Raw genomic sequence first — 13,893 nt, 5'->3', positions numbered from 1 at the left:
CCCTTCTATCGCTCCAGCAGCTGCTCCATGGTGCAACGCAAGGCACGGGACAGGCGATAGAGGGCTATGCCCTGGGCCTTGTTGATGTCCTTCTGTCGCTGCTCGTATAGCTGGATGGAGCGGACGCCCACCCCCGATGCCTTTGCTAGTTGCGATTGAGAAAGACCTGCCGCCTCGCGCAGAGTTCGCAAGTTGGTGGCCTTCGCGCGCTCGGTGCGCATCTCGTCGAAGATGTCGACAAACTTGCTTTCAGGTGCCTCGTGCAGCGGCCAATACATGGAGCGAATCTCGTCATAGGTGGCAGTCGCGAAGATGGACCGGTAGGAGCAACCCGTGACCATCTGGTAATGCGCAAGCACCCACCCGACCCAGAAATCCGGCGTCCGGTCATAGCGAAGACACGGCGCGGGCACTTCATCGCACGGGAGCAGAGGCACCATGATGCGCAGTAAGTCATAGGACGACTTGCCCGCCACGTACACCGGATTCTGCTTTTCAAACTCCTCGGCCAAACCTGACGCCATGAACGCCTGGGCCACCTGCTCGCCCGTGCACCCGGCCAAGTTCACCCCGATATCGAAAACGAATGCCAGCACTTCTTGCAGATCGTGAGCATAAGGCGAAGGCGGCAGCTCGACGACGGCGTATCGATACTCCCCCATGGCCTACCCCTCCCTCATCAAGTCGAGCATGTACACATCGTTGGGGTCAAAGGGCTCCTTGTGCAGAATGCGATCGAAGTCCTGGCGCGCCTTCTCATCTCGCCTCATGCGCTTCTCATGCCAGAGCGATGCTGACGCGGGCTCGGCTCCTACGAACCTGAGCGCCCCGAAGGCTGCCTCACTCACCGCAACCACCTGACGTCCCAGCCCACCAAGCTTCATCGCGCGCTCAAGCTGTGCGAGACTAATGCGATTCTCCAGAAAAGCCCGGGCAAAAGAAAAGTAGGAGTCGTCAGCACGGTAGCCCACGACCACGTCCGCTTCGCCCAACTCCGACGGGTATCGGGCCGCCACGTAGGACTTAGCGGACTCCATAAGACTCGTCGGAACGTCGAACTGTCGATTGGCGAAAAGCACCGCGAGCCATTCGATGGTACCGTAAGGCTCGGCGTCCAGATCCACCACGCGCAAGCCCGCGAGCTCAAGGTCATAGGCGTTCGCAAACCCATCCTTTGCCTTCGGGCAGGCCCATTCGCAGGCAAGCTCGAACGACTCCGTGCAATAGAAGCCCAAACCGTAGTCGTTGTAGGGATTGCCCACGCCAAAAAGGGGGCGCTTCACTCGAATTGGCGACCCATGGTACAAGCGCAGCACTTCGCTCATAGTAGCCATCCTATCTATATCGCTACAGTGATATAGATACTAGCACGAAAACATAGCCAGATCAATTTCCCCATTGTCTGCGAAGGTTGGAAAATGTGCTTTTTTGGATGAGGGTCTGACCTGGTATTATTCGAGTTTTACCAGGTCAGATAGGGAGTTTTTAGAATTCGAAAAAGCACATTTTCCAAGTCAATCGACCCACCATGACACCTTTTCCAAATCGCGATCCAGATAAGCACATTTTCCAGATTCCCCGGAGAAGGGAGTCAGCCTCGCATGCGTTCGCGAGAAAGGTGCCCTACTCCGTGACGCGTTTGCGGTCGGGGTTGAGCAGGGCGCCGGCGAGGGTGGCCACGGTGGAGATGCCGCCGGCGATGCGCAGCCACAGCGCCGTGCTCTGGCAGGCCATGTCGGCGCTCTTGCAGACGCCGATGGAGAGTGGCGTGTCGAAGGTGAGCAGCACGATGGCGAGCGACAGCAGCACCAGCGCCACGGTCATGGGCCGCTTCGTCACGAGGGCCGCCACCGCCACGGCGGCCAGAATAAGAGCAAGCAGCAGTTCGACCTTCGCCGTATAGGTGCAGCGCATGGGCACCATGTTGCCGTTAGCCAGTTCAAGCGTGCCCGAGCACACCGGCGCCCACAGAAGCACGGCTCCGCACACTATGGCGGCGCAGATAAGCGCCGCGATGGGCGCCAGCAGTTGCAAGTTCTTCATGAGTTCCCCTTTCAAGCGATGACGGCGATGCCCTTGGGACTCGCCAATCCTTCAATCGTATTCAGCAGCGCCAGCGACGGCGCATCCACCACGTGCACTTGGCCGCCGATGCTGTTGCCAACCAGCAGCGTCTTCTCGTCGGGAGCAAGTACGAGCGTATCGATGCCCACACCCAAAGACAGACGCCCCGTCTCGTTCCAGTCGGCGTCGAAGGCCACCAACTCCCCATCGTCGCGGGCGATGGCCCACACCGCAGAGCCGTCAGAGGCCTGAGCCACGCCGGCGACAGACTGGCCCACCGGCACCTCCTGCACGCGTTTGCCCGAGGAGCGGTCGAGCACATACAGGTCGCTCACCTGCTGCTCGCCCTCCCCTCCCACGCCGGCCAGAAGCAGCTGCACTCCATCGGCGGACACGAGGATCTGGCGCGGGCCCACAACCCCGTCGAAGGCCTCGATTTCCTCGCCCGTCGCAAGGTCGACGCGAGCCACGTCGAAGGTGCCGTAGTTGGCGCAGTACAGCAAATTCCCCTCGGGAGCCAACGCCAACGCCACGGTGCGGCGCCCCGCCCCCGGTTCAAAGGTGCAGCAAGGGGGCGGATCGGTGCGGCCGCTGAATCCCAATGCGCTAAGCTCCATCGTGCCCACAAGCGATTGCAGCGCCACGTCGATTACATGAACGCTGTTGGCGAAGTAGTCGCCAACATAGATAAGTCCCCGAGCCTCATCGCAACACAGCCCAAGAATCTGATGCCCCACGGGAATGGGGGCCGCGGCAGTCGGGCTCGCCATCGGAACCGCGGTCACCTCACCAGCGCCGGTGCACCCCACGAAAACGGTATCTCCCACGGCAAGAACCGAAGCCGGATTGCGGCCGACGGGAATACGGCCAGCCACTTCTCCAGCCCTCGCGTCGACAACCGCAAGAGTGTTTGTCGCGTACTCCGCAACGCACAGCATCCCGGGGATAATCTCCCCCGAAAACGGCTCGCTGGAAGCAACCGGCTCCTTTTGGGGAATTGGCGAAGGTTCTTCCAGCGGCTCCTGCTCTCCCGATACATCTCTCGGCGGCTCCTCGGCTGGCGCGGCGCAACCTGCCGTGTTTAGCAGCCCCATGGCTCCAATACCGGCCAGCACCACAAAGTTCCTGCGCGTGATCATTGCTCCGCCACCTCCCTAAGCTTTCCTCCTTCCAGAAGATACATGCTGTCAGCCCGAGCGGCATAGGAGCGATCATGGGTCACCAGAACCACCGATCGTTCCTCATCGGCACAGAAGCCGCGCAGCAGCTCGAAGACGCACTCTGACCATTCCTCATCTAAGTCATTCGTCGGCTCGTCCGCCAACAGTACATCGTGGCAGGAGAGGAGCGCGCGACCGAGCACCAATCGGCGCTTCTGCCCAGCGGATAGAGCCGAGGGAAGATGCTCGGCCCGTTCGTCAAGGCCCAGTTTCTCCAACATCTCGAAAATGCGGTCTCGCGCCACTTTCTCACCAGAGGCCCGCAGCGCCAGCTCTAAATTCTCATAGGCCGTTAGCGCCTGGAACAAATAGGGCGTCTGGAAAACGAAGCCAATGCCATGCCGATGAATGGCATCGAGCTGCGCGGCCGTCGCCTGTGTCAGGTCGACCTTCCGATACCGCACACATCCAGCTTCGGGGCGCAGCAGGCCGCCCATCACATTGAGCAGAGTCGATTTCCCTTTGCCAGAGACGCCCGTAACCGCAATCATCGTCGAGGGTGGTACAACCATGCTCAGACCATCGAGTGGACGCACCGGGGGGTGGGAGGAGAATTCCTTTACGACATCGGAAAGCTCTAACAACGGTTCCATCACAACCCTCCTTTGGCAAGCGTTTCCTGGGGATCCTGACGCATCAGGGTGATCATGGGCTGAACGAGCGCCACCAAACTGAGGAGCACCGCGAACAGAAGAGCCGCGCAGACAACCCACCCGTAAGCCGAGGGAGCCAGCAGGGCTCCCGGCAAATCGAACGAGGTATGGAGCTGTCCGATAATGGCCGATGATGCCAAGCATGCACAGACCGTCGCTGTCGCTGCCGCGACCATTGTGACAATCCCCACCTCGACCACGAAGCTCAAAGCAACCTTAAGGCGGCCAACTCCCATCGTCCTCAGCAGGCCGAGCTCGCCCATACGACTCGACACGAGCGACGAGAACCGCCCCGCCAACGCCAGAGCCGCCAAAAGCATGATAGCCGCCAGAAACGCAAGGGTCATCGATTCCAACACGACCAGCTGGGATGTTGCACCGGCAATAAGATCGGAAGTGCATACCGCCGCAGCTCCTGGCACCTGCTCGATAATGGCAGCTGCCACCGCCGAGGGCTGTGCTCCCTCTTTCACCTTCACCATAACGCACGAGATGGCATCGAAGGGATCGACGTTAAGCCAGACGCTCTCAAGATATGGACTTTCAGCCGCAATGGTTCGCGCAGCATTCACATCCATGAAGATGGTCTCGTCGACGCTCGATCCCGTTGGCTCAAGGGTGCCCACACAGTAAAACACCGATCCGAGAATGGATGCTTGCCCGCCTTCGATAGGTGGCGCCGCAGCTCCCAAGATAATGCCATCCGGAGGCAGCGCCCCCCCTTCAAGTGTCCCACCGACCAGCCAGGGGCCTACGATGAAATCCGTTTTCATATCAATGCCCACCACGCGCGTCACCCCGATCACCGAGCAACAGCTCTGGTTGACCGTTTGCGTGAAGAACTGGGGTGTCGCCTGTTCCACACCGTCGATTCCGGCCACGGTTCGCTCGACATCAGCCGGCAAGTACACGTTGACTGGCTCGGCGCAAAAGAGCACCTCTGACGCATTGCCAGATGCCCCTGCGGGAAGGACCATGATGTCGGCTCCGAGTCGCTCCCGCGAGAGCCTTAGTCCATTTTCAAGCGACGCCACGACAGCCAGAGAGGTGGCCAATACAAAAACGGCAATGAAGGCGATAAGAGCGGTCATGAGGGATCCGCCCAAACGTCGGGTGATGTTCTTCCAGGCTAGGGAAAACAATGCTCGTCCTCCTTCCAAAAGGGGACGGCACGAAGCGGAGGGGAGGGAGCGCTTCGTGCCGTTCTTGCGTCCTCGCGGACGAGGGCGCCCTAAGGGAAATTACGCCGTGCGGTTCTCGACCACGGTGTCGTCGGGCTCTTCAGCCAGGGCCGCATCCACCGTGATGACGAAGTTGGGCTTGGTGCCGGAGTTCTCGTCGGACACGATATCGGCCGTATACGTGCTCTGCAGAGACTCCATATCATCGAGAGCCAGATTTGCGCCGGGGCAGGCAACCACGCACGCGGGCAGCTCGCCGCGTTGACGCCGATCGTAGCAGCCATCGCACTTGAACGTAGTGCTCGTCGCCTCGTCATAGCTGGGCGCGCCGTAAGGGCAAGCGGAGATGCAGGTCTTGCAGCCGATGCAAACGGAGTGGTCCTGAATCACCGTACCATCTTCCAACTTGCTGTAGGCCCCTACCGGGCAGTTCGCCATACAGGCAGGCTCTTCGCAATGGTTACAGGCCATAGAGAGGTAAGCAAAAGCTCGCGGATCATCCTGACGAATTGCCGTCACATGCCGCAGCAGCACACCCTTATCCAACTGCTTCTCGCTCTTGCAGGCGATGGAGCAGGTCTTGCAGCCGTAGCAGTTCTTATTGTTCATCCAAAATCCGATAGCCATGGTCTTACGCCTCCTTCTTCACGTCAACGAGAGTCTGATTGCAGCAGTGGGTACCACCGAGAGTCCTCCACTTATCGTTGGTCACATAACTGGACGAGCCGCCCTGCTGCTCCCACCAGCCGTTCTGCAGCCCTACTACCCCAGGCTTGATAAGGTCGTTGACGAGAGCAACGCCGTGATGCTCGCCACGATCGTTGAACACAACCACCGCATCGCCATCCTGGATACCTCGTGTCTCGGCATCAGCGACATTCATAAGAACCACGGGCTTTTGATCGCATACCTCGTCCATCCATTCGAGATTGTTGAAGGTGGAATGCACACTGCGATAAGTCTTCTGCTGAACGCTGAAGAGCGGATACTTGCGAGCCAGTTCATTGTCGTTGCGAGCGTCCTCTTCAGCACGCGCGTAGGAGGCAATGGGGTCGAAGCCCTCCTCCTTCCAGGAGCGTACCCAGAACTCGGCTTTTTCGGAAGGTGTAAGGAATTTGCCGTCTTTATAGGGAATGTAGTCGGGACCCACCACGTCGATGGCCTTTTTCTCCTTCAGCTCCTCATAGGTGATGCCCGCCGGCTCAATGACGTTGCTGATGAGCGTCTCCATGGGCACATCGAAGGCATCGCCGAAGTCGTAACGGCGAGCGAGCTCAGTGAATATCTCCAAATCGCTCTTGGCCTCGCCGGGCGCATCCACCGCCTTCTCCATCAGCTGAATCCAATGGGAGCGGTTCTGGGCCAGCACGCCGTCCACCTCGAAGATGCCTGCGCAGGGCAGAACCAAATCGGAGTAGAGGGCGGTAGAGGTCAGGTACTCATCGACGGTAATGACGAAGGGGATCTTTTCTAGAGCCTTGCGCACCATGTTGGTATTGGGCCACTGGGTCATGGGGCTGCCGGTCATGGACCAGAACACGTTCACCTTGCAGGGGTCTTCGTTCAGAATGGACTCACCAAACTTAAAGCACGGGATGGTGGGCATCTTCTCGAGTAAGTTGGGAACCTCGATCGGCGCACCGGTCTTCACTTCGCACACACCACCCGCATCCGAATAGCCCTCACCCTCATGGCCGATCTGTCCGCAGAACGCTGCCAAGTAGGCACCAACGGCCACGGCGTAGGTACCATTCTCGGTACGCATGAATCCGCCCATGTTGTGAACGATCATGGCATGCTCGGCGGTCGCGTACTCGCGAGCGATACGCTGGATGTCGGCCGCAGGCACTCCGCACTCGGCCTCGGCAGCCTCAACTGTCCAGGGAGCGGCGTTGGCATAGATGAGCTCGAACTCAGTGTTGTACTGCTCGGCCTGGGGCGTTCCCTCCAAAGTGAGGGCAGCCGTGATGTTTGCGGCATCATGGCGCACCACATTGCCCGTGGCGGTATCGAGCACCACAAAGGAGGCCGGATCCTCAGGATCTTCCATCACTGGCTCTCCCGTGGCCTTGTCCACCAGACACGGGGCGCAGGTGTGAGCCAGCAGGAACTCCTCATCATAGAGCTTCTCGTCCACGATGGTCTTCAGCATCGCAAGCCCCAAGGCTGCATCGGTGCCGGGCCAGGGAGCGATCCAGTCGGTAGCCTTAGCGGCCGACTCGGTATAGATAGGATCGATCACCACGAGCTTGCCACCGTTTTCCACCACTTTCTCGAAACGCTGGAAGTAGCCCTGCTTGGTGATGGCGGGATTGTTGCCCCAAATAATGCAATAGGTGCTGTTCTCAATCTGGTTACGGCAGTCCAGAAAGCGCTTGCCGTAAATGTACACAACAGACTCGTACACGCCGGCACAGCAAAGCTTGCCTACCGTCGTAGTGGCGCCGCCGAGATGCGCAAAGAAGGCATTCGCCACCGGGCCGTGCATGGCCCCGAAGTTGCCCGAGCCAGTTGCGTAGCAAATCGACTGGTTGCCATCGGTGGCAATGGCCTCATCGAGCTTCTGCTGGATAAGGTCGAAGGCCTCATCCCAAGTGATCTCCTTGAACTTACCCGAACCCTTATCGCCGTCGCGCAAAAGCGGCACCGTCAGTCGATTGGGATCGTTGCACATAAAGCCACGAGCGATGCCGCGAGCACAGGCGGCGCAGTCGTTCAACTCGGAAGACTCCACCTTCACAAGCTTGCCGTCCACCACATAGCCCTTGAGGTTGTGATGCTGGCACTCCGGCGGGCACGTAGAGTAGAAGATCTCCGCATTTGCATAGGGATCCTCCCCCGTGACGGGCAGGCCCTCGTCCTTGGCCGGTGCCTCGTCGGTGGCCGCCGGAGCGCATCCGGCCAGGCCCACAGCAGCCGTAGCCGCGGCAGCGCCCACGAAGGCGCGACGGGTGAGCTTGGCGTCAATGGCGCGTTCGCTGTTCTTCGTCATAGAACTCTCCTCCCTCAGATAGGATTTTCTCGCGAGCTGCGGCGAAAAGACGTTTGAACCCCCGCTCTCGGCGGATCTCCTACCGCCTTGCTGTCGCATCGGGCGGCCCTCCTCGGCCGAAACCCTCGCACTCGCTGGCTATTATTCTGCCGCTGACTCAACGTCACTTCAATGGCGGCCAGCGGAACTTTTCATTAAGACTTCGGGGCAAATATTAAAAAAGAATTACCTTCCCCACCGAAGTCTCCTGCATGCAGCTCCATCGGGCATAATATGAAGATTGACGAGGAGGGGACACCATGTCGACCGATCACCCGGGGCGCCCGTTCCGCTATGGCATACGCTTCAAGATCGCCGTTTCCATCGGCGTCATTATGGTTGCGCTCATGGCCGTTGACATTCTATGGAACCTATCGCTTCAAAACGCTCAGGCCGAGAACGAGGCCCGTGAGAAAGCCGAGGTGCTCGCCGCCGAAATGCGCGCGGCGTGGGACTTCGTCGATATGAACCAGGAAGTCATCAACCGTGCCGAGGACGGCACCTTCCGTACGAAGCACCTCGTGTGCGTGGTGGCGGCGAAGTCAATATCCATGCTGTTCACCACAGAAACCGACTACTCCATCCGCTTCACGAACGACACGCCGCGTCAGGCTGCCAACGCGCCGGACGCCTTCGAGCAGGAGGCCCTGGCCGCCTTCAACGCCGACCCCGACCGCAAGGCATTCTGGCGCGTCGTGGACGCCGGCGACGGCACGCGGGTGTTCCGCTATACGGAGCCGTTGTACGTGACCGAGTCGTGCTTAGAATGTCACGGCGACCCCGTCGGCGAGCTGGATCAGTACGGCTACCCCAAGGAGGGCATGCAGGTGGGACAGGTGGGCGGCGCCATGTCCATCACCGAGCCCATGGGCATTTACGCCGCCGGCATTCAAGATAGCATGATGCAGCAGGCGATCATGGTGCTGTTCATGATGGTAGCGGCCTTCATCGGGCTGTACTTCGTGACAAGCCGGCTGGTGCTGCAGCCCATCGACGAGCTGCGAAGCGCGGCGGGCGCCGTGGGCAAGGGCGACTTCAACTACACCCTCACGGTGCCCGACCCCGGCGAGCGGCCCCGCGACGAGCTGGCGGAGCTCACCGGCGAGTTCGACCGCATGGCCCGCGACCTTGAGGCGCTTTATGCCGATCTGGAGGGCCAGGTGCGTTCCAAGACCGACGACCTCATGGTGCTCAACGACATGCTGAACTACCAGAAGCGCGAGCTGAAGGTAGCACTCGATCGGCTGGGTGATGAGGTGGCCTACAAGAACGAGTTCTTCGCCATCGTCAGCCACGAGCTGCGCACGCCGCTCACCAGCATTTTGGCCTACGCGCGCATCCTGAACGCGGACGACAGCCTAGCGCCCAAGACCCGCGAGGCCGTGGGCGAAATCGAGTCGAATGCCACCCTTTTGCTGAACATGGTGAACAACATCCTCGTCATTTCCAAGCACGCCGCCAAGAAGGACGAGCTTTTGCCCGAGCCGGTGGACTTCGTCGATTTGGCCCAGTTCGTGCGCAAGGCGCTGGCCCCCATCGCCGCCGACAAGGACGTGCGGCTCGCCTGCACGGTAGCGCCGAATGTGCCCTTGAGCATGGCCGACTGGGAGAAGCTGCGGCGCATTCTGGAGAACCTGGTGAACAATGCTATCAAGTACACCCATCGAGGTGGGTTCGTGCGCCTGACGATTGGGTTCGAGGACGGGAAGGCCGACTCCCGCCGTGAGAGCGAAAAGGCGGACACCAATGCCCCCGATGGCGAAGATGCCGCAGCCGGCTGGATCGTCATGCGCGTCGCCGACGACGGCATGGGCATCGCGCCCGAAGAGTTGGACCAAATCTTCGAGCTGTACAAGCAGGCCGGGCAATCGGCCAACCGCCGCTACCGGGGCACGGGGCTGGGGCTTGCCGTAGTGCGCGACCTCACCGAGCTGCATGGCGGCACCGTGACCGTGGAAAGCCGGGTGAAGAAGGGCAGCACGTTCACCGTGCGCATCCCCTATGTGCCCGTCATTGAGGAAGAGGACGAGGAAGCGTAAAGCCGCAGGGTGACCCGCAGCGCCGAAGGCCGAGCCGCTGACAACCGCGAAGGAGGACGACGATGGCGAAGATTCTGCTCGTGGACGATGAGCCGCGCATTGCCCGGGTGGTACGCGACATGGTGGAAGGTGCCGATTGGCAATTCGCTTACGCCGACAACGGCGCCGATGCGCTGGACGCCGTCGCCCGCGAGACGCCCGACCTCATCATCATGGACGTCATGATGCCGAAGATGGACGGCTTCACCGCCTGCCGCGAACTGCGCGCCCGGGGTGTCACCGTACCAGTCATCTTCCTATCGGCCAAAGGGGACATCGTGGACAAGGGCGTCGGGTTCGCGGCCGGGGGCGACGACTACATGGTGAAGCCCTTCGACCCGCGCGAGCTGATGATGCACATCGAGGCCCATCTGCGCCGCGCCGCCATGCGCCCGACCGCCGCCATGCCGTCCACGGGCACCATCACCGTGGGGCGCCTTTCCCTGGACATGGCCCAGCACCGCGCCACCTTGGGCGGCGAGCACGTGCCGCTGACCCCAAAGGAGTTCAAAATCCTGGCGACCTTGGCCGCAAGCCCCGGCACCGTGCTCTCCCGCGAGCAACTCGTGGAAGCGGCGTGGGGCCCGGAGTTCGTCGGCGAGACCAGCTCCATCACCGTATTCATCAAGAAACTGCGGGCCAAGATCGAGGACGACCCCACCGAGCCCCGCATCATAGAAACCGTCTGGGGCATCGGCTACCGTCTCGATCCCGAGGCCTGCGGGTAAGCCCCCTCACCCGCACCCGCTTTTCTAGCCTCAAATTGGCGGTTTTTCCGTAAGAAGCGTCGCTTCGTGACACCATTTCGTTCCAAACAGGCGATTTTGCCCACTTTGTAGCCGCAAATCGACGATCTTGACATAACAACCGTCGATTTGCGGCTACAAACAAAATGCGGTCGCCGAGAGGTTCCCCTACTTCCCCGCGCCGCCGTGGTTGATGGTGGTAGCGAGGGGGTGGCGCTTCAAAAGGAGCATCATCACGAGACAGGCGAGCATGAGCGGCACGAACCAGAGGAACAGCGGCAACAGCGCGTCGGAGTAGCCGGCGGCGATAACCGACTGGGCTGACGCGGGCAGCTTGTCCACAATCTGCGGCGTTAGCGTGGCAAGCGACAGGTTGTCCACATGGGTGAGCTTGCCGGCCACGTCGGCCGTAAGGCGCATGGTGAACCAGAAGATCCAGCGCCAGCCCGTCACCTGGACGAACCAGCCGCCGAGCAGTGGCCCGAGCACGTTCGACACAGCGAACACGGCACCGATGACGCCCATGTAGGTGCCGAGCTTCCGCGGCGGCGCCACATCAGAGAGCGTCGCCTGAGACAGGATGATAAGGCCGCCGCCCCCCAGCCCGGAGACGAGGCGACCACTGATCAGCATGCCCATGTTCACCGATAGGCCGCAGATCATCTTGCCCGCTGCGTATAGGGCGAGCGCCGCCATGAGCAGGCGCTTGCGGCCGATAAGATCGCCCAGCTTGCCGTAGACGGGCATGACCAGCGTTGACGACAAGATGTAGGCGGTGGAGACCCACTGCATGATCTCCACGCCATTCAGGTCGCCCACGATGGTGGGCAGTGCCGTGGAAGCGATGGTCTCGGAAAGCGAGCTGATGAACATGGCGAGCAGAAGCCCGAAGAACACGAGCGCCAATGCCCGGCCGTGCAGGGCGTGATCGGCAGGAGGCGTGGGAGGCGCCTGCGGGTTTTGCGAGCACGAGCGCCGATGGGGAGGCCGCTGCAGGCGAAGGGGCGGCCGCTGCAGGCGATGGGGAGGCCGCTGCAGGCGATGCGGGCGCGCAGGTCGAGATCGCCGGCGCCTTCGTCCTCGAAGCCGCATCTCCCGCGCTCACCGCCATAGGTCGTCTCTTTCCAATCAGGGTTTCCTCCCCATTCTAGAAAGCCAACTGTCGCAAGTACCGCGCAATGACCGCTCGTGCGCCGAACTGTCACGCGCCCGTTGCACGTTAGAGTTTTGTTGGGCCATTTTGCGACGGCGTGGCTGCAAGCGATGAGATGGCCAAACTCAGCCCATCCCCCAAGAGGCCAAAGCGCGGTCCATAAGAAAGTCTTCGAGGGTACACGAGCCCGGGCCCGTCCCGCCAACGACGAGGCGCAAAGCTTTCGGATACTCTTTCAGAAAAGCAGCCATGCCGCCCAAAGGCTTCATGCGCCCGCTTTTCACCTCAATGGCCACTATAGCATTGGCATCGCTCACAACGAAATCGACCTCGCTTGTTCCCTCGCGCCACCAGCTAACCGTAAAGCCGTGCTGGGGAGCCAGCGCAAGCAGATGAGCCCCTACAGCGCTTTCCACCAGATGCCCGCGCAACTCGCTATCGGAGAGAAGCAACTCGCGGGAACGCCCCATGGCCGCCGGCATAAGCGATGTGTCGTACACCATGAGCCGGGGCGACGACTTTCTCCGGTTTACCTCTTTGGGATGAAATTTGGGAAGACCGCACAAGACCCTGGCCTTGGAAAGGAGGTCGAGGTAATGGGCGAGCGTGGTGGTATTGCCTGCATCGTTCAGCTGGCCGAGCATCTTGCTGTAGGACAACTCCTGAGCGGAAAAGCGCGCGCCCAGTTCGAACAGAGAGCGCAGCAAAGCCGGCTTGCGTACCTCCTCATCCTCCAGCACATCCTTCGAAATGGTCGGCTCGATGATGGAATCACGCACGTAACTCATCCAACGACGCTCGTCGCCGGAAAATTGCGCCGCCCCCGGGAAGCCGCCGAAAAACAGAAAGTCGTCCAAGGTGAACCCGAAAGCCTCGGCGCACTCGCGGTAGCTCCAATGGGGGGATCGAATCAGCTCGAAGCGGCCCTTGGGGGAGTCTTCCAACCCTTTGCGCAAAAGCAGGCTGGATGAGCCCGACAGGAAAACCTTCAAGGGGAGGAAGTCTCGACGATCGGCATCCCAGAGGCCTTTCACAATGTTGGGCCACCCCTTCACCTTCTGTACCTCGTCGAGCACAAGGATCACGGGGCTATGAGACATCCGCTGTAGGTTGCGCGCCTGCTGCCGTTCGTCACGCAGCCATTCCTCGGTGGGGGCAAGGATATCGTCGGCGCTCACCGAGTGGGCCAGTACGTCCAGACCCCGCAAGGCTTGGGCGATCATAGTGCTCTTCCCTGTCTGGCGAGGACCGACCACCACCTGAATCAGGGTATTGCCCTCCTCAAGCATACGCTCGCGAATAACGGAAACCTGCTCTCGTTCGAACGTGGAAAACCCTTCCCTGTGTATTGAGTAACTTTACTCAGTGTATTGAGTAAAGTTACTCAATAGGAACCTTACCCCATTACAGGGAGCCCACAAACAGCTGTCCACAGTGGCATTGATCGCAATTTCTACAGCGCGTGATCCGCGCCAAAGTGCATCCAGAACGCAGAAACAAGAAGGCCGATGCTCACCATAACGCCAGCCGGATCAGACGGCTCCGGCGCGCGCAGTTATTCCATCCGCGCCGAAAGTGCAGCTCAACTAGTCAGTCTTGTCGTCAAATCTGCGTTTATCAGCGCCTGATCCCATGGAATTGTCCGAAATCTGCGTTTATCAGCGTCCGAAGGGGGTGCGGACAAAAAGTTGGACACTCCGGTGTCCGGATTGGAGTCCGCATGTACCCGTTGGAGACCAGGGAGCTCGCCGTGGAGGCCGTCGCGGC

At 60.6% G+C, this 13,893-nt stretch carries 12 protein-coding genes; 2 read left to right on the top strand and 10 right to left on the bottom strand.

All coding sequences use genetic code 11. The annotated features are described in order from the left end of the window. Positions 1 to 5 precede the first annotated feature (5 nt). The 8 genes from ACW4QM_RS08440 to ACW4QM_RS08405 all read right to left on the bottom strand — a co-directional run bounded on the left by ACW4QM_RS08440 (position 6) and on the right by ACW4QM_RS08405 (position 8,110). Positions 6 to 662, bottom strand: a complete 657-nt coding sequence (locus tag ACW4QM_RS08440) for a helix-turn-helix domain-containing protein (RefSeq protein WP_237975073.1) — start codon at positions 660 to 662, stop codon at positions 6 to 8. Positions 663 to 665: 3 nt separating this feature from the next. Continuing rightward, entirely contained in the window at positions 666 to 1,325 is a 660-nt protein-coding gene (locus ACW4QM_RS08435; RefSeq protein ID WP_237975075.1) for a DUF3990 domain-containing protein, read from the bottom strand. Positions 1,326 to 1,623: 298 nt separating this feature from the next. After that, positions 1,624 to 2,043, bottom strand: a complete 420-nt coding sequence (locus tag ACW4QM_RS08430) for a DUF4418 family protein (protein ID WP_237975077.1) — start codon at positions 2,041 to 2,043, stop codon at positions 1,624 to 1,626. Positions 2,044 to 2,054: 11 nt separating this feature from the next. Then, entirely contained in the window at positions 2,055 to 3,203 is a 1,149-nt protein-coding gene (locus tag ACW4QM_RS08425) for a YncE family protein (protein WP_455798356.1), read from the bottom strand. Continuing rightward, positions 3,200 to 3,877: an ABC transporter ATP-binding protein gene (locus tag ACW4QM_RS08420; RefSeq protein WP_306506516.1), complete on the bottom strand. Its 678-nt coding sequence runs from the start codon at positions 3,875 to 3,877 to the stop codon at positions 3,200 to 3,202. The genes ACW4QM_RS08425 and ACW4QM_RS08420 overlap by 4 nt, the downstream gene beginning before the upstream one ends. Continuing rightward, positions 3,877 to 5,028 carry an FtsX-like permease family protein gene (locus ACW4QM_RS08415; RefSeq protein ID WP_237975086.1) on the bottom strand — a complete coding sequence of 384 codons (1,152 nt, stop codon included), beginning with the start codon at positions 5,026 to 5,028 and terminating at the stop codon, positions 3,877 to 3,879. The genes ACW4QM_RS08420 and ACW4QM_RS08415 overlap by 1 nt, the downstream gene beginning before the upstream one ends. Positions 5,029 to 5,178: 150 nt before the next feature. Further along, the gene (locus ACW4QM_RS08410) at positions 5,179 to 5,745 is read right to left on the bottom strand and encodes a 4Fe-4S dicluster domain-containing protein (protein WP_237975090.1); all 567 of its coding nucleotides are present in this window, start codon (positions 5,743 to 5,745) and stop codon (positions 5,179 to 5,181) included. Positions 5,746 to 5,749: 4 nt separating this feature from the next. Continuing rightward, positions 5,750 to 8,110, bottom strand: coding sequence for a molybdopterin-containing oxidoreductase family protein (locus ACW4QM_RS08405; RefSeq protein WP_279055836.1), 2,361 nt, complete (start codon positions 8,108 to 8,110; stop codon positions 5,750 to 5,752). 299 nt (positions 8,111 to 8,409) lie between these two features. Here ACW4QM_RS08405 and ACW4QM_RS08400 point away from each other — a divergent pair, with 299 nt between their 5' ends. Both ACW4QM_RS08400 and ACW4QM_RS08395 read left to right on the top strand, forming a co-directional pair. After that, positions 8,410 to 10,188, top strand: coding sequence for an ATP-binding protein (locus ACW4QM_RS08400; RefSeq protein WP_279055837.1), 1,779 nt, complete (start codon positions 8,410 to 8,412; stop codon positions 10,186 to 10,188). Positions 10,189 to 10,250: 62 nt separating this feature from the next. Further along, positions 10,251 to 10,955, top strand: coding sequence for a response regulator transcription factor (locus ACW4QM_RS08395; RefSeq protein ID WP_237975102.1), 705 nt, complete (start codon positions 10,251 to 10,253; stop codon positions 10,953 to 10,955). 186 nt (positions 10,956 to 11,141) lie between these two features. On the opposite strand, the gene ACW4QM_RS08390 is transcribed toward ACW4QM_RS08395, so the two are convergent. Further along, complete coding sequence (locus ACW4QM_RS08390; protein ID WP_279056549.1) at positions 11,142 to 11,870, bottom strand: MFS transporter; 729 nt, start codon at positions 11,868 to 11,870, stop codon at positions 11,142 to 11,144. Between the two features lie 381 nt (positions 11,871 to 12,251). After that, on the bottom strand, positions 12,252 to 13,415 hold the full coding sequence (locus ACW4QM_RS08385) for an ATP-binding protein (RefSeq protein ID WP_161128230.1): 1,164 nt from the start codon (positions 13,413 to 13,415) through the stop codon (positions 12,252 to 12,254). Positions 13,416 to 13,893 lie beyond the last annotated feature (478 nt).

The sequence above is a fragment of the Adlercreutzia sp. CNCM I-6207 genome (assembly GCF_977072305.1).
This window is presented reverse-complemented; position numbering and strand designations above follow the sequence as displayed.